Annotated in this window: 20 protein-coding genes and 1 pseudogene; 13 read left to right on the top strand and 8 right to left on the bottom strand. The window is 70.4% G+C overall.

The genetic code is table 11. From position 1 onward, the window contains the following. The first annotated feature begins 4 nt into the window (after positions 1 to 4). Genes sufC through sufU form a run of 3 tightly spaced genes read left to right on the top strand, consistent with a single transcriptional unit; the run spans position 5 to position 2,518 of the window. Positions 5 to 751 carry a Fe-S cluster assembly ATPase SufC gene (sufC, locus tag K6U06_RS07755; RefSeq protein WP_262321348.1) on the top strand — a complete coding sequence of 249 codons (747 nt, stop codon included), beginning with the start codon at positions 5 to 7 and terminating at the stop codon, positions 749 to 751. Continuing rightward, positions 742 to 1,992 carry a SufS family cysteine desulfurase gene (locus tag K6U06_RS07750; RefSeq protein ID WP_262321347.1) on the top strand — a complete coding sequence of 417 codons (1,251 nt, stop codon included), beginning with the start codon at positions 742 to 744 and terminating at the stop codon, positions 1,990 to 1,992. Before sufC ends, K6U06_RS07750 begins: the two co-directional genes overlap by 10 nt. Positions 1,993 to 2,044: 52 nt before the next feature. After that, positions 2,045 to 2,518, top strand: a complete 474-nt coding sequence (gene sufU, locus K6U06_RS07745) for a Fe-S cluster assembly sulfur transfer protein SufU (RefSeq protein WP_262321346.1) — start codon at positions 2,045 to 2,047, stop codon at positions 2,516 to 2,518. A gap of 6 nt (positions 2,519 to 2,524) precedes the next feature. Here sufU and K6U06_RS07740 read toward each other — a convergent pair whose 3' ends face one another. Together K6U06_RS07740 and K6U06_RS07735 are read right to left on the bottom strand one after the other, a co-directional pair. Beyond that, positions 2,525 to 3,097 (bottom strand): hypothetical protein, encoded by a 573-nt coding sequence (locus tag K6U06_RS07740; RefSeq protein WP_262321345.1) that lies wholly within the window; start codon positions 3,095 to 3,097, stop codon positions 2,525 to 2,527. A 60-nt stretch (positions 3,098 to 3,157) separates the two neighbouring features. Next, positions 3,158 to 4,711 (bottom strand): hypothetical protein, encoded by a 1,554-nt coding sequence (locus K6U06_RS07735; RefSeq protein WP_262321344.1) that lies wholly within the window; start codon positions 4,709 to 4,711, stop codon positions 3,158 to 3,160. Between the two features lie 273 nt (positions 4,712 to 4,984). Here K6U06_RS07735 and K6U06_RS07730 point away from each other — a divergent pair, with 273 nt between their 5' ends. Then, positions 4,985 to 6,184, top strand: coding sequence for an NAD(P)/FAD-dependent oxidoreductase (locus K6U06_RS07730; RefSeq protein WP_262321343.1), 1,200 nt, complete (start codon positions 4,985 to 4,987; stop codon positions 6,182 to 6,184). An 18-nt stretch (positions 6,185 to 6,202) separates the two neighbouring features. Here the strand turns inward: K6U06_RS07730 and K6U06_RS07725 are convergent, their stop codons facing one another. Continuing rightward, the gene (locus tag K6U06_RS07725; RefSeq protein ID WP_262321342.1) at positions 6,203 to 6,478 is read right to left on the bottom strand and encodes a DUF3039 domain-containing protein; all 276 of its coding nucleotides are present in this window, start codon (positions 6,476 to 6,478) and stop codon (positions 6,203 to 6,205) included. Between the two features lie 153 nt (positions 6,479 to 6,631). On the opposite strand from K6U06_RS07725, the gene K6U06_RS07720 reads away from it, so the two are divergent. The 6 genes from K6U06_RS07720 to K6U06_RS07695 all read left to right on the top strand — a co-directional run bounded on the left by K6U06_RS07720 (position 6,632) and on the right by K6U06_RS07695 (position 11,738). After that, positions 6,632 to 6,997, top strand: coding sequence for an STAS domain-containing protein (locus K6U06_RS07720; RefSeq protein ID WP_262321341.1), 366 nt, complete (start codon positions 6,632 to 6,634; stop codon positions 6,995 to 6,997). A 153-nt stretch (positions 6,998 to 7,150) separates the two neighbouring features. Beyond that, a complete protein-coding gene (locus tag K6U06_RS07715) occupies positions 7,151 to 8,362 on the top strand; it encodes an acetyl-CoA C-acetyltransferase (RefSeq protein ID WP_262321340.1) in 1,212 nt (403 codons plus the stop codon). Positions 8,363 to 8,617: 255 nt separating this feature from the next. After that, on the top strand, positions 8,618 to 9,811 hold the full coding sequence (locus K6U06_RS07710) for a C40 family peptidase (protein WP_262321339.1): 1,194 nt from the start codon (positions 8,618 to 8,620) through the stop codon (positions 9,809 to 9,811). Between the two features lie 59 nt (positions 9,812 to 9,870). After that, the gene (locus K6U06_RS07705; RefSeq protein WP_262321338.1) at positions 9,871 to 10,521 is read left to right on the top strand and encodes an adenylate/guanylate cyclase domain-containing protein; all 651 of its coding nucleotides are present in this window, start codon (positions 9,871 to 9,873) and stop codon (positions 10,519 to 10,521) included. A gap of 87 nt (positions 10,522 to 10,608) precedes the next feature. Further along, entirely contained in the window at positions 10,609 to 10,995 is a 387-nt protein-coding gene (locus tag K6U06_RS07700) for a hypothetical protein (RefSeq protein WP_262321337.1), read from the top strand. Further along, complete coding sequence (locus K6U06_RS07695) at positions 10,992 to 11,738, top strand: hypothetical protein (protein WP_262321336.1); 747 nt, start codon at positions 10,992 to 10,994, stop codon at positions 11,736 to 11,738. The genes K6U06_RS07700 and K6U06_RS07695 overlap by 4 nt, the downstream gene beginning before the upstream one ends. Here the strand turns inward: K6U06_RS07695 and K6U06_RS07690 are convergent. Continuing rightward, complete coding sequence (locus K6U06_RS07690; RefSeq protein ID WP_262321335.1) at positions 11,710 to 12,711, bottom strand: fatty acid desaturase family protein; 1,002 nt, start codon at positions 12,709 to 12,711, stop codon at positions 11,710 to 11,712. The genes K6U06_RS07695 and K6U06_RS07690 overlap by 29 nt on opposite strands. 95 nt (positions 12,712 to 12,806) lie before the next feature. On the opposite strand from K6U06_RS07690, the gene K6U06_RS07685 reads away from it, so the two are divergent. Further along, the gene (locus tag K6U06_RS07685; protein ID WP_262321334.1) at positions 12,807 to 14,375 is read left to right on the top strand and encodes an MFS transporter; all 1,569 of its coding nucleotides are present in this window, start codon (positions 12,807 to 12,809) and stop codon (positions 14,373 to 14,375) included. 10 nt (positions 14,376 to 14,385) lie between these two features. Here K6U06_RS07685 and K6U06_RS07680 read toward each other — a convergent pair whose 3' ends face one another. The 4 genes from K6U06_RS07680 to K6U06_RS07665 are packed head-to-tail and all read right to left on the bottom strand — an operon-like array spanning position 14,386 to position 17,308. Next, complete coding sequence (locus K6U06_RS07680) at positions 14,386 to 15,216, bottom strand: methyl-accepting chemotaxis protein (RefSeq protein WP_262321333.1); 831 nt, start codon at positions 15,214 to 15,216, stop codon at positions 14,386 to 14,388. 41 nt (positions 15,217 to 15,257) lie between these two features. Beyond that, positions 15,258 to 16,142 carry an IS3 family transposase gene (locus K6U06_RS07675; protein WP_262321332.1) on the bottom strand — a complete coding sequence of 295 codons (885 nt, stop codon included), beginning with the start codon at positions 16,140 to 16,142 and terminating at the stop codon, positions 15,258 to 15,260. Further along, positions 16,139 to 16,429, bottom strand: coding sequence for a transposase (locus K6U06_RS07670; RefSeq protein WP_262321331.1), 291 nt, complete (start codon positions 16,427 to 16,429; stop codon positions 16,139 to 16,141). Before K6U06_RS07670 ends, K6U06_RS07675 begins: the two co-directional genes overlap by 4 nt. Positions 16,430 to 16,453: 24 nt before the next feature. Then, positions 16,454 to 17,308, bottom strand: a complete 855-nt coding sequence (locus tag K6U06_RS07665) for an MCP four helix bundle domain-containing protein (RefSeq protein ID WP_262321330.1) — start codon at positions 17,306 to 17,308, stop codon at positions 16,454 to 16,456. A gap of 516 nt (positions 17,309 to 17,824) precedes the next feature. On the opposite strand from K6U06_RS07665, the gene K6U06_RS07660 reads away from it, so the two are divergent. Then, entirely contained in the window at positions 17,825 to 18,277 is a 453-nt protein-coding gene (locus K6U06_RS07660) for a hypothetical protein (protein WP_262321329.1), read from the top strand. A gap of 149 nt (positions 18,278 to 18,426) precedes the next feature. Next, positions 18,427 to 18,780: pseudogene (locus K6U06_RS07655) on the top strand (hypothetical protein); the annotation flags it as partial.

The following is an 18,780-nucleotide window of genomic DNA, read 5'->3' as shown; positions in this document are numbered from 1 at the left end:
TGGGGTGGCGACACCCCCCCTCTTCGAGATCCAAGACCTCCACGTGGAGGTCGAAGGCACCGAGATACTTCGAGGCGTCGACCTGGTCCTCGGGGCCGGAGAGGTCCACGCGCTGATGGGCCCCAACGGTTCGGGCAAGTCGACCTTGGCCTCGACGCTTCTGGGCAGCCCCTCCTACCAGGTGACCAAGGGCCGGATCCTGTTCAAGGGGGAGGACATCACCGACTGGTCGACGGAGGTGCGGGGCAAGGCGGGGATCTTCCTGGCCTTCCAGTACCCCGAGGAGATCCCCGGCGTCCCGGTGGTCCAGTTCCTCCGTCAGGCCCTGTCGGCCCGCAAGGGCATCGACCTGTCAGTGCTCGAGCTGCGGCTGTCGATCATGGAGTGGATGGGCAAGCTCGGCATGGACCCGTCCTTCGGGGACCGGTTCCTCAACGAGGGGTTCTCCGGCGGCGAGAAGAAGCGCAACGAGATCCTCCAGATGGCGATCCTCGAGCCGGAGCTGGCGATCCTGGACGAGACCGACTCCGGGTTGGACATCGACGCCCTCGACGTGGTGGCCAAGGGCGTCGAGGCGGTCCGCACCAGCCGTCCCGACCTCGGCGTGCTGATCGTCACCCACTACCAGCGCATCCTCGAGCGGCTGTCCCCAGACAGGGTTCACCTGCTCGTCGACGGGCGCATCCGCACCAGCGGAGGCCCGGAGCTGGCCCGGCAGCTCGAGCAGGAAGGCTACGAAGCATGGCGATAGACGCACCTGCGACCCCCATCGACGTCGCCTCGATCAAGAAGGACTTCCCGATCCTCGCGGTCGAGGTCCACGGCAAGCGGCTGGTCTACTTGGACTCCGCGGCGTCCTCGCAGAAGCCCACCGCGGTCCTCGACGCCATGGACCGCTACTACGAGACCACCCACGCCAACGTCCACCGCGGCGTGTACACCATCGCCGAGGAAGCGACCCGCCTCTACGAGGACGCCCGCAAAGCGATGGCCAGGTTTATCGGTGCCGGGTCCCCTTCGGAGGTGGTGTTCACGAAGAACGTGACCGAGGCCATCAACCTGGTGGCCCGGTCGTGGGGCGGAGCGAACCTGCACGCCGGCGACGTGGTGGTTCTGACCGAGATGGAGCACCACGCCAACCTGGTGCCGTGGCTGCAGCTGAAGGCCGAGCGAGGCATCGAGCTTCGCTACCTGCCGGTCGGCGAGGACGGCTTGTTGGACTTGAGCGACCTCGACCGCACGCTGGCGGGGGCCAAGCTGGTGGCCTTCACCGCCATGTCCAACGTCCTCGGCACCCTCACCCCGGTACGGCGCATCGCCGACGCGGCCCACGCCGCCGGCGCCTTGGTACTCGTCGACGGCGCCCAGTACACGCCGGCGACAGCCACCGACGTGTCCGAGCTTGGTGTGGACTTCTACGGCGTGACCGGCCACAAGATGCTCGGCCCGACGGGCATCGGCGTGTTGTGGGCCCGGGCCGAGCTGCTCGACGCCATGCCGCCGTTCCTCGGGGGCGGCGAAATGATCCGCGACGTCCGCCTGGACGGTTTCACCACCAATGACGTGCCGTGGAAGTTCGAGGCGGGGACCCCTCCGATCGCCGAGGCCGTCGGTCTCGAGGCGGCGGTCCGGTACCTCGAGACGCTCGGCATGGACGCGGTGCGGGCCCACGAGCGGCACCTCACCGCCTACGCCATCGACACCCTCACCGCCCGCTACGGCGACGATCTGAGGGTGCACGGGCCGCTCGACGCCGACCAGCGCGGCGGGGTGCTTTCGTTCGCCTACAAAGACATCCATCCCCACGATCTCTCGCAGGTGCTCGACGAGTCGGCGGTGTGCGTACGCGCCGGCCACCATTGCGCCAAGCCGCTGATGCGTCGCCTCGGCGTGGGCGCCACCGCCCGGGCGTCGTTTTCGATCTACAACGACGAGGCGGACGTCGACGTGCTCGCCGACGCGCTCGCCGATGCCGACAGACTGTTCGGCTGACCGCCCGCTTTCCCAGACCTCTGCTGCCCACCACCTGTAGTCAAGGAGCCCCGTGCCCGGCCTCGAAGATCTCTACCGGGAGATCATCCTCGATCACTATCGCAACCCCCGCAACCGCGGCGAGTTGCCCGTCCCGCCGGCTCACGCCGAGACCGGGTTCAACCCGCTGTGCGGCGACGAGATCACCGTCTACGTGCAAGTCGACGGGGACACAGTCACCGACCTGCGCCTCACCGGGCAGGGCTGCTCGATCAGCCAGTCGTCGGCCTCGATGATGTCGACCGCGGTCAAAGGGCGCTCGCTCGAGGAGGCCCGCGCCGTGATCCGCACGTTCAAGGCGATGATGTCGGTCCACGAGGCCCGGCTCGACGGCGACGACGGCGGACCGGTCGAACCCGAGGTAGCCCTCGGCGACTTGGAGGCCCTCCAAGGGGTGGTCAAGTTCCCGGTGCGGATCAAGTGCGCCACCCTGTCGTGGAACACCCTCACCCAGGCCCTCGACAGCATCGCGGCTCCGGCCAGCTAGCCCGACCTACCCGCGACGGCGGGCCGCCGGCCCTTCGTCGCGTACCGCCTCGACCGCCGCGAACGCGTCCCTCAGCCGGGCGATCCACTCCTTCTCGTTGTCGCCGACCAGGCGCACGCACCAGGCCAGCGCCTCGCTGCGGCTGCGGGCCACGCCAGCGTCGATGAGCGTGTCGAGCACCCGCCTCTCGGGCATGCGCAGCCTGGTCATCACCGGGACCGACGACATGGTGAAGGTGGCCGCCATCTCGCCGGCGCACGCCCCCCAAGACACCTTGCGCCCGAAGCGGGCCTCCGCGTCCGCCGCCAGCGCCATGCGCTCGTCGCGGGTCTGGGCCCGGAACCATTCGATGCGGGCCTGGTCCCCAGGCCCGAAGCTGCCTCCTCCCGGCGAGCCGGGCGGCGGGTCAGGGAGGTGGACGATGACCAGGATCTCGTCGTTGTCGACCTCGACGGTGGGCGGACCGCCCCGCCACTCGGCTGGCAGCACGGCGGCGAACCACGCGGCCGGGTCGCTCCCATCAGCCTGGGTCCCGTCGGGATCAGGCTCGCCGGGTCGGCCGGCTCCGGTTGTGCGCACCGCCCCATGGTGGCCCAACCGGAACCCCGAGCTGCGCCATTCCCGCGTCGGGGCCGGCGGTCAGCTGTAGAAGCCGCTGCACCCCTGGGCCGCGCCGACCCGGCTCAGGCCGGCCAGATCGCCGGGCTGGTAGGAGGAGTAGCCCTGATCGACCGGGTTCATGACGTCGGCACCGGCGAAGTGACCGAGGCCGACCGCGTGGCCCAGCTCGTGGAGCAGCACCGGGATCTCGCCCGACATCCCGAGCCCGCTCGACAGCGACGAGAGGATCTGCACCTTGGCGCCGGTGATCTGGGGGGCGAAGCGGGAATCGAGGATGTAGTAGTAGGTCGTCAGCCCGACCGCGTCGGAGCCGCTCAGGCTGGGGGCCCAGCTGATCGTCACCTTGGCGCTGCTCGGCACGGCGGAGAGCGACGAGTAGGCGCCCTCGTCGACGAAAGACAGGCCGGTGGCGGCCGACACCTGGCTCACCGCGTCGGTGACGTCGGCCAGCCAGTTGGCCGGCGCGCCGGGGGTCACCACCGCGAAGGGGACCGCTTCGCAGGAGTTCCACCGAGCGGGCTGGCCGCTGCTGTTGGTGACCTCGAAGGTGTAGTGGCTGGAGGTGGCCGCCGACGGGGCGGGGGCGCCCGGCGCCCCGGCGATCTGCGGTGCGTTCCCGAAGGACAGCACGCCGCCGTTGGAGAGGATCACCCAGTAGCCGCCGCCGTCGTTGGCGGCGACCAGGCCCACGACCTGGGCCCCGTTGGTCATGCCGACCGCGGACCCGTGGAAGGCGGCGTCACCGAAGGTGAACACCCCGCCGTCGGCCGCCACCAGCCAGTAGCCGTGGCCGGTCGACGTAGGCGCCATCCCGACGACGGGCTGGTTGAGGCGGACGTTGCCGGTCGAGCCGTAGAACCCGGCCTGCCCGAACGGGAAGATCCCCCCGTCGGAGGCGACCAGCCAGTAGCCGCTGCCTGAGCTGGTCGAGGCCATGCCCACCACCGGCTTGTTGAGACGGATGTTGCCGGTCGACCCGTAGAACGGGGCTCCGCCGAAGGTGAATACGCCGCCGTCGCCGGCCGCGAAGTAGTAGCCGGGCTGGATGCCCGGCGTCGTCATCTGCAGCGCCGGGGCGTTGAGGTGGATGTTGCCGGTGGACCCGTCGAAGGGGGCGTCGCCGAAGTTGAACACCCCGCCGTCGCGTCCGAGCAGCCAATAGCCGGCGCCGTCCGGCGAGGCGCTGATGCCCACCATCGGGGCGTTGAGCGCGTGGCCGGCCATGTCCCCGTACCACTTGGCGGTCCCGAGCGCGCTGACCGACCCGTCGGCCCACACCACCCAAAAGCCGCGCCCGTCGGGGGTCGGCGCGGCGGCCACCGCGACGTGACCCCACACGTTGGCTTCGGCGGCGTGGGCCGGGCCGGGGCGGCGGGCACCGACCGGCGGCACCTCCGAGTTGGTCAGGTGGACGGCAGGCGCCGCGGGACGGGTCGCGGTGGTGGGCGCCGCGGCGAGACCGGCTCCGGTCTGGGCGACGGGAACGGCGACGCCGGCCGCTGCCAGCAAAGCCGACGCGGCGAGGCCGACACGGCACGACCGGGACGGGGTACGACGGGGGATGGATCGCAACGGGGGGCTCCTTGGCTTCGAGCGAAGCTCCGGGGACATCCCTTGTGTCGGGGTGATCGAGGGGGCACCTTGAGCGGGCGGGGGCGAAGCGGGCTGGGCGTCGCGCCGCGCTTCCCCTTTCCGCGTGTAGCGGCGCGCTTTGCTCGCACCCGCCCCGCGTGACTAGTCACCCCTGGGGCGCCGGGCGCGCCGCCGGCGAGGAGGACGACCTGGTGACGGTGGCAATAGGGTCTCGGCGATGCCCTCCACCCTCGCCGTCTGGACTCCCCGCCCGTGAGCGCACCGACGGTCGTCGTCGGAGCGTCCCTCGCCGGCCTGCGAGCCGTTGAGGCGCTCCGCCTGGACGGCGACGACACGGAGATCGTCGTAGTCGGAGCGGAGGCCCACATGCCCTACGACCGGCCGCCGCTTTCCAAGAAGGTGCTGACCGACGGCGACCGGGACCCCGCCGAGCTGACCCGCCTGGAGGTGGCCGCAGATCTCGGCGTCGAGTGGCGTCTCGCCACCGCGGCCACCGGGCTGGACCTCGACGGTCACCGGGTCACGCTGGCCGGCGGCGAGCAGCTGGAATGGGGTCGGCTGGTCATCGCCACCGGCGCCCACGCCCGCCGGCTCCCGGCGCTCGGCGACCTGTCTCGGGTCCATGTCGTGCGCACCCTCGACGACGCCGTGGCGCTGCGCGCCGACCTGCGGGCCGGCCCGACGTCAGTGGCCATCATCGGCGCCGGGTTCATCGGCCTGGAGGTGGCGTCGAGCTGCCGGGACCTCGGGGTAGACGTCACGGTCATCGAGGCCCTTCCGGTCCCCCTGGAGCGGGCCGTCGGCGCGGCCATGGGGGCTCGCATCGCCGCCCGCCACCGCCAGTGCGGCATCAAGGTGGAGACCGGGATCGGCGTCGACTCGCTGGAGGGCGTCGACGGCGTCGAGGCGGTGCGCCTCGCCGACGGGCGGCTCGTGGCCGCCGACGTGGTCGTCGTCGGTGTCGGGGTCAGCCCGAACGTGGGCTGGCTGGAGGGGTCAGGCGTCGACCTGGCCAACGGGGTGAGATGCGACAGCCGCCTGCGGGTCCTCGCCGGCGGCCGGCCGCTACCCGACGTCGTCGCCGCAGGCGACGTGGCGTGCTGGGACCAGCCCGGGCAGCTGTTGCCGGTGCGCGTCGAGCACTGGACCAACGCCGTCGAGCAGGGCGACGCCGCCGCCAAGACACTGCTGCGCGGCGACGAGGCGGCGCCGTTCGCACCGGTGCCCTACTTCTGGTCCGACCAGCTCGGCGTCAAGCTCCAGATGGTGGGGCGGGCGGCGCCCGGCGACGACGTCGCGATGCTCGACGACGACGGGACCGGCACCAAATGGCTCGTCGCGTTCGGTCGCGACGGGCGCGTCGTGGCCGCTCTCGGCGCCGGCCGCCCGGCCAAGGTCATGAAGCTCCGCCGGGCGATCGACGCCGGCGATCCCTTCCCGCCCGAGGTGTGATCCGCCCCGGGGCGGCTGCTATTGGGCCGGCACCTTCCAGCCCATCGACTCGGCGATGTCCTTGCAGGTCGGGCAGAGCGGGTACTTCTTGGGGTCGCGGCCGGGAACCCAGATCTTGCCGCACAGCGCCTTGACGGCCGTGCCGTTGATCATCCCCTCGACCACCGAGTTGCCCGCCGACACGAACTCACCCTCCGTGGTGGTCACGCCCTCGAGCACGATGTGGGCCATCCGCTCGTGGTCGCCCTCCAGGGCGGGGTCGGACTGAACCGGTGCGAGGCCGATATCCGTCATGCCCCCAAGCGTATCCCGCGCCCGCCCGCCGCCCGAAGGGCAGCTGGAGGCGCGGGGCCGCTTCTTCACCGGTTCTCAGCTGCACCCAAGGGAGCCTTCAGCCAGCCGCGCTGGACTGGCCTTCACCAGCCACCAGTGAAAGGCGGAAACGCCATGCTCGCCACCACCTCACCCGGCACGTTCCAGATCGACGTCGACTGCTCCGGCGACGGATGGACCCTCGGTGTTCGCGGCGCCCTGGACCTCTCCACCGGCCGCGAACTGATCAGCCTGGGGATGATCCTCGGCGAGGGCCAACCCGGGATCGTCACGGTGGATCTCTCCGGTTTGGACTTCGTTGACACCGCCGGCCTGCACGCAGTCGCCATCACCTGCGGTCTGGTCCGGGCCGCCGGCGGCTCGCCTGTGGTCGCCGGCACGTCGTGCCCGCCGGTCACCCGGCTCCTCGACGCGCTGCAAGGATCCGGCCTCACCGTCGAGCTGGCCGCGCTGAGGGCACCGGTGGCGCTGGCCAGCTGAGCTGCCTGGATACCAGCGGCCGTTGGTACAGTCAGACCTGGCACCGCAGTGGTGCCGCAGGGTGCCCACCCGGGCTGCCCGCCGACGGCGGCCTCCCCTGCATCCACCCCCTTGTCCGCCGCTTCCGCCGGCGGCTCCTCACCTGGAGGCACCATGCCCGAGGCTGTCATCGTCGCAACCGCCCGTAGCCCGATCGGTCGGGCGTTCAAGGGTTCGCTGACCAGCCTGCGGCCCGACGACATGGCGGCGCAGATGGTCACCGCTGCGCTGGCCAAGGTCCCGTCGCTGGATCCCGCGCTGATCGAGGACCTGCTGCTCGGAAACGCCCAGCCCGCCGGCGAGGCCGGCTACAACATGGCCCGGGTCGTCGCCATCCTCGCCGGACTCCCACACGTCCCGGGAGCGACGGTCAACCGTTACTGCTCTTCGTCGCTGCAGACCATCCGCATGGCGGCCCACGCCATCAAAGCCGGCGAGGGCGACGTGTTCATCGCGGCTGGCGTGGAGGCGGTCAGCCGCTTCAGCCAGGGCATGTCCGACGGCATGCCCAACACCGAGAACCCCCGCTTTGCGGAGGCGGTGGAGCGCTCCGCTACCCGCTCGCTCGGCGGTGCCGCCCCCTGGTCGGAGTCGCCTGGCCTCCCCGACATCTACATCGCCATGGGCCAGACCGCCGAGAACGTCCGGGAGCTGGAGAAGGTCAGCCGCGAGGAGATGGACCGCTTCGCGGCCCTGTCGCAACAGCGGGCCGTCGAATCGCAGGAGAACGGGTTCTTCGAGCGGGAGATCAGTCCCCTGACCCTCGCCGACGGCACCACCGTCAGCCGCGACGACGGGCCGAGGCCGGGCACGACAGTCGAGGGGCTGGCCAACTTGAAGCCGGTGTTCCGCCCCGACGGCGAGATCACCGCCGGCAACAGCTGCCCGCTCAACGACGGTGCCGCCGCCGTGGTCGTCATGAGCGACACCAAGGCCCGCCAGCTGGGCATCCGCCCGCTGGCGCGCATCGTGTCGTCGGGGGTCACCGCCCTCAACCCAGAGATCATGGGGCTGGGCCCGGTGGAGGCGTGCCGGCAGGCCCTGGCCCGCGCTGGGATGACCATCGACGACGTGGACCTGGTGGAGATCAACGAGGCGTTCGCCGCCCAGGTCGTCCCCTCCGCCGCCCAGCTCGGTATCAGCTGGGACAAGCTCAACGTCCACGGCGGGGCCATCGCCCTCGGCCACCCCTTCGGGATGACCGGCGCCCGGATCATGACGACCTTGATCAACGGCTTGGAGGACGGTGACAAGACCATCGGGCTCGAGTCGATGTGCGTCGGAGGAGGCCAGGGCATGGCGATGGTCGTCGAACGGCTGTCCTGACTCGCTAGGCGGCCGAACCTCCCACCGGTTTGGTCGTTTTGTCGTTTTGAGCGCGCAGATCCCCGGCCGCCGGCCGGGGATCTTCGCGTTTTGCCTGCTCATTGGGCGTGTAGTCGTCCTTCGGGTGGGTACATCTCCAGTAGGGCGCATGCGCTCTTGCCGTCGAATCGGACCACTTTGCACCCCGGTTTCGGGGCCTTGATAGCGGGCATCCTTGACCTCGGGCGGCCCCGTTGCCTAACGTCACCTCCCGTTGTGACTACGTGCACGTGGAATTTCCGTCGACACGCGGTACGGATCCTGGTAGCGGCCAGCACTGTCGCCGCCGGGGCTGGCTACAGCGTCGGGGCCAACGCCTCGGCCGACCAGCTCTCCAGCCTGCGAGCCCAAGCCCAGACTCTTGCCGCCCGGATCCAGACTCTGGGGCAGCAGGAAGGGGCCCTCGGCGAGCAGTACGACGCCGCCACCCTCGCCGCCCAGACCGCGAACGCGAAGGTGGCCTCGGCCACCACCGCCCTCGCCGCCGCCGACGCCGCCACCGCTAAGGCTCGGGGTGCGCTGAGCGCGGAGGCGCTCGATGCCTACACCGGCGGGGGAACCACCAGGGCCCTCCAGGGCGCCTCGACCCTCGGGACCGCGACCGCCAGCCTGCTCGGTGCCGAGTACGTCGACAGCCTGGCCGCCTCGCAGCGCGACGCCCTCGACCAGTACCGGCTGGCCGCGGTGCAGGACAAGACGGCCAAGGCCACCCTGCAGCAGGCGCTGGTCGCGGCCCAGGCGCAGGTTGCCCAGGTCAGCAAGGCCCGCCAGGACGTCGCCGCCACCCAGAGCCAGCTGCAGGGCGCATACCAGCAAGACCAGGGTCAGATCGCCACGTTGGTCGCGCAGATCCAGGCCCAGCAGGCCGCAGCGGCGGCCGCCGCGGCCCAGGCGGCCGCCCAGCAGCGAGCTGCGCAGCAAGCCCAGCAGCTCGCCGCCCAGCAGGCGGCGGCCAGCGCCGCGGCCCGAGCATCGACCCAGGCCGCTCCTGCGGTCAGCCGGGGCGGGACCACCAGCGGAGGCCGCGGCCCCGCCGCCCCGTCCAACCCGGCTCCGCCTCCCGGAGCCGGGGCGTCGGGCGCGGTGTCCGCCGCCTTGACCCGTCTCGGCGACCCCTACGTGTGGGGTGCGTCCGGTCCGAGCACCTTCGACTGCTCCGGCCTGGTGATGTGGGCCTACGAGCAGGTGGGCATCTCGCTGCCCCACTACAGCGGCGCGCAGTTCGCTGACGGCATCCACATCTCGATGTCCCAGCTGCAGCCCGGGGACTTGGTGTTCCCCTCCGATCCCGGAGAGCACGTCGCCATGTACATCGGGGGCGGCAACATCGTCGAGGCGCCCTACACCGGCGCGACCGTCCACGTGGTCCCGCTGAGCTCCTGGTTCGTCCAGGCCGTCCGCATCGGCTGACCCGGCCCCGCCGGCCGCTACGGTGATGCGGTCCGGGGTCGACTAGTGAGGGTGTAGACGTGCGGGTCGAGCGCTGTTTCGGTTTTGTGGACCTTTGTGGGTTCACTGCGTTCACCGAACGCCACGGCGACGAGCACACCGTCGTCGTGTTGGCCAACTTCCGCACCCGCCTGCGAGAGATAGCCGCCCGGCGGGGGGTGCGCCTGGCCAAGTGGCTGGGTGACGGCGCCATGCTGTCCTCCGCCGACGTAGAAGCCACCGTTGCGATGGTGCTCGAAGTGGCATCAGGGGCCGACTCCGAGGCGGTGCCGCTGCAGATCCGGGGTGGTCTGGCTCACGGCGCGGTGATCATGTTCGAGGGTGACGACTACATCGGTCGGGCCACCAACGTCGCTTCGCGGCTGTGTGACGTCGCCGCTCCGGGGCAGGTCCTTGGCACCCGGGAGGTCGCCAGCCTGGCCCCGAGGTGGGTCGCGGCCAGCGAGCCGATCCCCTACCCGGTGCAGGGTTTCGACCGGCCGCTCGAGGCGTGCCGGCTGGAGGTCGGGATCGCCGCGGTCACCGTCACCGACCCGCAGTGCGGGCTGCGCCTACCAGAGGTCACCGGGTTGGCGACCCGGTTCGGCAGCGACGGCAGCGTCCACCGCTTCTGCTCCACCGCGTGCGCCTTGGCGTGGGAGCAAGGCGAGATCCGCCGCGTCGGCGCCTGACCAGCCAGCCGCCGGGCTGCCGGCGCCGATCAGCCCGTCGACCCGGATGGTGCTGCGCCCGGCGGCGGCAGCGGTCAGGATGGTGACGTGCCCCAGACATGCCCGCACGGCTACCCCGCCGATCGCTGCTTGATCTGCCAGGCCCTCGCTCCGGGCCGGGCCGGGATCACCTCCCCGAAAGGGACCGCCACCGCGCCCGGCGCCGCCCCCGGGACGCCGATCACGCCCGGACCCCACCCTTCGGTCGGCGCTGGCCGCCCGGCCGACTCTCCACGCCGGTCGCCGAGGCGGGTCGGCTTCACCCCCTCGGTCCTGCTCTTGGTGCTCGGCGTGCTCGCCGTGCTGGGCGTGGTGTGGGCGGTCGCCGGGCTGGTGTTCGCTGTCCTGCGCGTCGTAGAGCTGGTGGCGGCGATCGCCGTCTCCGGCTACGCCGGCTACCGGATCGGCGTGGCCCGGGGCCGGCGGGAGCGGTGAGCGGGTCGGTCACCACCGACGAGCGGCTCGGCCTGAGACCGCTGACGGCCCGGTCGGTGCTGCTGTCGGTTCTTCTCGGCACCCACCCGCCCGAGCTCCCGGTGCGGGCGCTGGTCCGAGCCGGTGCCCTGTTCGGGATCCCCGACGGCACCATCCGGGTGGCCCTGTCGCGAATGGCCGCGGACGGCGACGTCGAAGCCGGCGGCGGGCGCTACCGGCTGGCCGGGCGACTCCTAGAGCGCCAACGCCGCCAAGACGAGGGCCGGGCCGCCGCCATCCTCGACTGGGACGGCAGCTGGGAGCTGATCCTCGCCGGTCCCCGGCTTCGAGGCGCCGACGCCAAGGCCAACGCAAGCGCGCTGACGGGTCCGCTCCGAATGGCCGAGTGGCGCGACGGCGTCTGGGGGCGCCCGGCCAACCTGGGCCGCCGGCTGCCCGACGTCGCCCAGGCCGGCGCCCGCATCGCCCGGACCGGGCCCCTCGACGATCCCGCCGGCCTGGCCGGCCAGCTGTGGGACCTCGATGCTTGGGCCGCCCGGGCCCTGGAGCTGACGGCGGCCATGGACGACCGGCCGGGCCCGGCGCTGCACTTCACCATCTCCGCGGCGGTCGTCGCCCACCTTCGCGACGACCCGCTCCTGCCCTTCGAGCTGCTCCCCCGCCAATGGCCCGGAGCGACCCTCCGCCGTCGCTACACCACCTTCGAGGCCGACCTCACCGCGCTGCTGCGCCGGGAGCTGTAGCCAGCCCCTGCTCCGCGGGACGCGACGACAGCGCCCGCCACAGCGCCAGGTAGCTGCGGTACTCGATGGCCGGAGTGATCCACCCGGCCGCGACCAACTCGTCGTGGAACGCCGGCAGGTTCCGCCACGGCACCCCGGCGTCCACGTGGTGAGCGAGGTGCCAGCCGGTGTGGTACGGCACCATGAAAAACCGGGCCAGCGGCCGCTGGCGCACGACGTGGGTGGTCTGCCGGCGGTCGGAGGAACGGATCATCCCCCCGTGCTCGGCCAGCGCCCGCAGGCGGTTGTTGACCCGCCACAGGGTCATCCAAGGCGCCAGCCACAGCACCGGGTACAGCCACCACACCCCGAACGCCAGGCCTCCGCCGGCGGTGAGCACCGCGGCGATGACCGCCTGGGTCGCCACGATCTCCCCCGCCGGCCGGCGCGACCCCGGCTTGGTCAGCGCCTTCAGCAGCGGCTTCAGGTTCTTCCATCCGGAGATCCCGACCAGATCGCGGGTCAGCTTGCGGCGCAACGACGCTGAGGTGACCGGGTAGCCGCGGTACAGCCCCAGGTCCGGTTCCTCCGGTCCCATCTCGTCGCGGTGGTGGGCCATGTGCGAGCGCCGGTAGATGTCGATGGGCACCAGCCCGGGGTACGCCAAGGCCCATTTCCCCACCCTGTCGTTCACCGACCGGCGGCCGAACAGCAACCGGTGGGCCGCCTCGTGGCCGAGGATGTTGAGAAGCGCGAAGCCGCGGCCCATGAGGACGAACGCCAGCACGAACGCCCACCACCGGTCGACCCAGGCCGCGACCGCGATCACCCCGAAGGTCTGCGCCCACGCGCCGGCGACGGTGAGCGCGTTGCGGCGGCCGTCGACACGCCGCAGCCCCTCGCGGATGTCGGGGCGGAGCTTGCCCGACGCCGACACCCGATCGGTCGGCAGCGAGTCGGGCAGGCGGTCGGGGCCCGGGACCATCGTCAGCATCACCGTCATGTTACACCGCCAACATCCAGTGGGCCCGCAATGTAATACGCATAGGTAAGGAAAATGGCCGGTGCGCAGGTAGCCTCTGCGGGCCGATGTCCCCTCCCCCAAACCAGCCCGCCGCCCCCGACGAGGTAGTCGCGGACCGCCACCGGCGCAACGTGATCCTGGCCTGTTGCAGCCTCAGCCTGTTCATCGTCAGCCTCGACGCCACGGTGGTCAACGTCGGATTGCCCGCCATACAGCGGGACCTGCACGCCAGCGTGGCCGGCCTGCAGTGGACCATCGACGCCTACACCCTGGTCATCGCCTCGCTGCTGCTGCTCTCGGGCTCTCTCGGAGACCGGTTCGGCCGGCGAAAGTTGTTCCAGATCGGTCTGGTGATCTTCGGGATCGGGTCGCTGGCCTGCTCGCTGGCCCCCAACCTGGGCTCGCTCATCGCGTTCCGGATGCTCCAGGCGGTGGGAGGCTCGATGCTCAATCCCAACAGCCTGTCGATCATCACCAGCGTTTTCACCGAACCGAAGGAGCGGGCCCGGGCCATCGGCGTCTGGGGCGGGATCTTCGGCATCAGCGCGGCGTCGGGCCCGATCATCGGCGGCCTGCTCATCGACACCATCGGCTGGCGGGCGCTGTTTTGGATCAACATCCCCGTCGTCGTCGTAGCGTCCTACCTGGCGGCGCGCACAGTGCCTGAGTCCCGCGCCGCTAAGCCCCGCCGGCTCGACCCCCCTGGGCAGCTCATCACCATCGCCCTCCTGTCGTCGCTGACCTTCGCGATCATCGAGGGACCGGACCACGGATGGACCTCGCCGCTCATCGCCGGGTTGTTCGCGGTGGCCGCGGTGTCAATGATCGCCCTGGTGACCGTGGAGCGCCGGCGACTGGAACCGCTGCTCGAGGTCCGCTTCTTCCGCTCGCCTCCGTTCTCGGGTGCCGCGACGATCGCGACGCTGGCGTTCCTGATCCTGGCCGGCTTCCTCTTCCTCAACACCCTCTACCTGCAGGAGGTGAGAGGCGACTCCGCTCTCATGGCTGGCGTGTCGACCCTGCCCGCCACCATCGTCATCGCGGTCGTCGCTCCCCTCAGCGGGCGGATGGTCGCGGCGCGAGGCAGCCGCGTGCCCCTGACCGGCGCCGGCGTGCTGCTGGCCGGGGGTGCGCTGGTGCTCGCCGCCGACCGGGCCACATCCCCGTACCTGCTCCTAGCCGTCGGCTACCTGTTGCTCGGCTTGGGTTTCGGCCTGGTCAACCCTCCGATCACCAACACGGCCGTGGCCGGCATGCCCCAGTCCCAGTCCGGCGTGGCCGCCGCGGTGGCCAGCACCAGCCGCCAGACCGGGAACGTGTTGGGTGTCGCACTGGTCGGGTCGCTCGTCACCACTCGCTTCCACCGGCTGCTGGCGCCGCGGCTGGCTCCGTTCCACCTACCCGCCGCCACCCACGCCGCCCTGCTCCATTCCGGGATCGGCGCGACCGGGCTGCACCTGCCGGGCGGCGCCGGCGGGGCGCTGGCTGCGGCGGTCGACTCGGCGTTCACCGTCGCCAGCCACGCCGGCTGGTACCTCGCCGCGGGCTGCGGGATCGCCATCTCCCTCGTCGCCGCGGTCACCACGGGACCCAAGGCCCGGGCGGCCGCGGCGAGAGTGATGCGCGAGGCGTGACCCCCGCCCGTCAGTAACGGAACTGACCGACGAGCTGCTGCAGCTCGCCGGCGACCCGGGCCAGCTGGTCGGCAGCCACCTGGGACTGGGTGGTGCCCTCCGCGGTCTGGTTGGTGGCCGACGCCACGTCGGTCATGCTGCGGGCGATCTCCGAGGTCCGGTTGGCAGCCTCGCTGACGTTGCGGCCGATCTCGTTCGCGGTGGCGGTCTGCTCCTCGACGGCCGCGGCGATGGTGTTCTGCGACTCGTTGATCTTGTCGATTACCGCGTTGATCCGGCCGATGGCCGCCACCACCTCGCTGGCCGAGCCCTGGATGGCGTCGATCCGGCTGGTGATCTGGGCGGTGGCGTCGGCGGTCTGCTTGGCCAGCTCCTTGACCTCGTTGGCGACGACACCGAAGCTCTTGCCGGCGTCACCGGCCCGAGCGGACTCGATCGTGGCGTTGAGGGCCAGCAGGTTCGTCTGGTCTGCGATGGAGGCGATGAGCTGCGCGACCTCACCGATCTCAACCGACGCCCGGGCCAGCTGGCCCACCGACTCGTTGGTCCGAGCTGCCTCATCGGCCGCGCCGGCGGCGACCGCGGCGGCGTCGCCGTCGCTCTTGGCGATCTCGGCGATGCTGGCCGACATCTCCTCGGTGGCCGCGGCCACGCCTTCCACGCTGGCTGACATCTGCTCGGCGGCGGCCGACACCGTCGACGACTGAGCGGAGGTCTCCTCGGCGTTGCTGGCGATGAGGGCGGACACCGACGAGAGCTGGTCGGAGGAGGCAGCCAGGCTGGTGGCCTCCTCGTCGATGGAGCGCAACGCGGTGGCCAGCTTGTCAGCCAGACGGTCCACCGATGCGCTCTGAGCTTCCCCTCGGATCGTGGAGGGTTCCGTTATGCTGCTTCCATATTAGCGTATAGGCGTTCGAAGTCAATAGGCGATTGCCTTCCTGCGGAACTGTGACGCCGGCGAGAGTTGTAAAAGTCGACCACCCACGACACTATTGTTGTTTGTGCTTCTGCTCTCGTCGCGAAATGGTGACGGGATTGGACTTCGTGTTCCAATGTCGAGAAAAACGATTCAGCGGCGGCATTATCAAAACACGAGCCGACCCGGCCCATCGACTGGACGATCCCGAGTCGACGGCACAAGGCGGTGAAATCGTTCGCCGTGTAGGTCGAGCCTCGGTCGGTGTGGAAAATCACGCCCGTGACCGTCCCACCCCTGATGGCGGCGGCCATCCGGATGGCGTCAGCGGCGAGCTCGGCGTCAGGATGGACCCCGGTGGCGTAGCCAAGCAGCCTCCGCGAGAACAGATCGATCACTGTTGCCAGGTACAGCTTGCCCTCGTCGGTGGCGATCTCGGTCATGTCGCCCACCCACCGCACATCGGGCGCGACCGCGCTGAAGTCTCTCTTCAACAAGTCAGGGAACGGCCGTTTGGTCTTGTCGGGGCGGGTCAGGTTCTTGCGGCGCTTCTTCGATCGAGCGACCAGCCCTTGGCGCGCCATCGACTCCGCGACGGTGTTCACGCTCACCTTCCACCCTTCTGCGATCAGATCATCGAACACACGCGGCGACCCGTAGGAGTCCCCCGACGCCCGGAACGAGACAGCCACCGCAGCATCAAGCAGCACACGACGCTCCTGGCGGGAACTCGGCGGCCGGTCCCGCCACTTGTAGAACCACGCCTCCGACACGTCGAGAGCCCGGCAGGTGACGGCGTGGGGAACCCCGTGGCTGGTCCTTTGGTCAGCGATGAAGTCCGTCACGGTCACCTCGTCGCTTCCTTCACCCAAAGGACCACGGATCGCTTGAGGACATCACGCTCCATCCGCAGCTCGGCGACTTCCGATCGCAGCCGGGCCAACTCGGCGCGTTCATCGCCGGTCAAGCCCTCCGACTCGCCGCGCTCCACCCGGTCCCTGGCCACCCAGTTCCCCAAGGTGCCCTCGTTTACACCGAGGTCTCGGGCGACCTGCGCGATCGGCTTCTTGGTCTCCCGGACGATCCGGACCGCACCGGCCCTGAACTCCGCATCGAACTTCCTTCGTCTCTCTGGCATGAGCTCTCCTCATAGAGCATGCCTCTACGACTCCAGGGGAGGCTCACTCATCTGGCCGATCTCGTCCTTGCTGTCGACCCCGATCCGGCCGGTGAAGTCACCGTCGCCGACCGCGTCGAGCACCGTTACTGCCTTGCGGAGCGGCCTGGTGATCCCGAGGGTGGTCAGAACGATCAGGGCGGCCGCGAGCACCACCCCGCCGACGAGAAGCCCGATGGCCATCGTCCGGGTGCTGTTCGAGATCGATTGGACGTGGGCGGCGGTTCCCTTCGCCTCGGCGTTCTCGCTGGCGACCGCGGCGTCGAGGTCAGCGCCGACCTTGGCTCCGTAGGGGGCCGCTGCGACCATGGCGGCGTAGGCGCCCGCCCCGTTCCCCTTGGCCACCGAAGCCAGCATGATGTCCTTCTGGTTGCGCCACGCCGCCAGGTTGTTGGCCGCGTCGGTCATCGCCGCCCGCTTGGATGCGTCGGTGCTGCTCACGGGGTCCAGCGTGCTGCGGTACTCGTTGAAGGGCTGGTCGACCGACTGGTCGGCTTGCTGCAGCGTGGCGATCGCCGCGGCGGTGTCCTTGTGCTCGTCGGCGGCCACCACCACCTTCACGAAGTCCATCCGGGCCTCCAGCATGGAGGAGCGCGCCAGGTGCAGGTTGTTCGGGTGGACGATCCCGTTGGTGTTGATCGACTGCGCCTGCCCGCTCACGGTACCCAGCGCGCTGATGGTGTAGATGCCCACCCCGAGCAGCACGGCGCATAGCACCGCACCGAGAGCGGCGAGGCGGACGCCGATGCGCAGATCGGCCACTCTCGCCAGGCCCCGTCGGCGACCGCCGCTCTGGGCGTGGAACCCGGCGTTGGGATCGGTTGCGGTTACTGCGGTCATCGTGATCCTCTGTGAGTAGCCGCGACCGGGACGGGACGCGTCGGGTGCCAATAGATCTCTTGTCGCTCGCTGTCTTCGGCAGCACGGCGGCGCACCGTAGGGACGAAAGACCCTTCCTCCGCTCCCGGCCCGCCACGAGCGGGGTTCGGCTCACGCCCGCTTCGCGTTCTGCGCGTTGAGCACCGATGGCCGCACGCGGTCCATTCGCCTGCTGGGCTATGTCTGCGACACCTCCCCCTGCGAGGTGACAATCGGCGCGATTCGCCCTTGCCTCGACGACCGTCGGGCGCGAAACTCCTCAAGAAGCTATGAGACGCACATTCTGGCTGGCCGGGATCCTCATCCTCACCGCGTCCGCGGCTTCAGCCTGCGGCGGCGGCACCCACCACAGCACCGACCCCACCACCACTCTCCTGCCGACCACCACCAGCACCACCCCCCCCCACCCCCCCCACCCTCCCCCCAGCGACCACCACCACCGTCCCCGACCCGGTCAACATCCCTCCCACCATCGACGTGGCCTACGTGAACGCCGTGCTCGCACAGCTCAACCACGTCTACGGAGACGTCTCACGTCAGGACCTGGCCGCCATGTCCCTCCCGAAGACATCGGCCGCGATGCTGAGGGCGATCTTCAACGACCCCTTGTTCACCCAGGAGCTGTCGGTCGCAACCAACGGATTACTCGGAGACCTCAGCAACGTGCGCAGACCGCCCGGGGACCGGGTAACTCGGGTGGTACGCCTGCTGAGCGCAAGTCCCACCTGCATTTTTGCGCAAACAAGTACCGACTACTCGAAGGTGCTTGTGAAAGAGGGGCAACCTGTCGGCGCGGAATACTACGAACTGACGCCGAAGGCTCCCGGCAATGACCCGCAACACCTCAACCCGACTCCCTGGGCTATTCAGGCAAATGAAGCCTTCTCCACACCGCCGCCAACTGTGCCCCCGAACCCGTGCGCCGGCTGATCGCTGCGGCTTGGACCATCACCGCAGTCTTCCTGCTCGGCCCCTCGCCGACAGCCTCCGGTGCCGAGCCCCAGGGTGGAAGCTGTCTCAGCGGGATGTACGGAACGATCGAGTGTGGGGGCACGGTAACGGCTGCCGTGCCGGGAGCGGTGGCGGAACCAGCAACTCCTGCGACTGCTCATCCAGTTGCGCCGGCCACGACCATCCCGCCCGCGAACATCATCTACACCCCCAACGTCGCCCCCGGCCCCACCGGCCAACTCTGCGTCACCTTCACCCAAACCACCGGCCCCAACCTCGTCAACACCATCGGCAACGAAAACGACCAACTATCCCTAAAACTCCTACAAACCTACGGACCCTGCCCCACCACACCCATCCCCCCCGCCCTCGCCACCAACCCCGCAGTACTCGCCACACAATTCTGGCAAACCATCCCCCTCCCCACCCCCAAACCAACCCTCCCCCCCGGCTACGCCATCACCGGCAAACCCGCCTACCTC

This window comes from Acidiferrimicrobium sp. IK (genome assembly GCF_025499425.1).
Taxonomy (GTDB): Bacteria; Actinomycetota; Acidimicrobiia; order Acidimicrobiales; family Palsa-688; genus Acidiferrimicrobium.
Note: the sequence above shows the minus strand (reverse complement) of the source record. Positions and strands in the feature narration are given on the sequence as shown.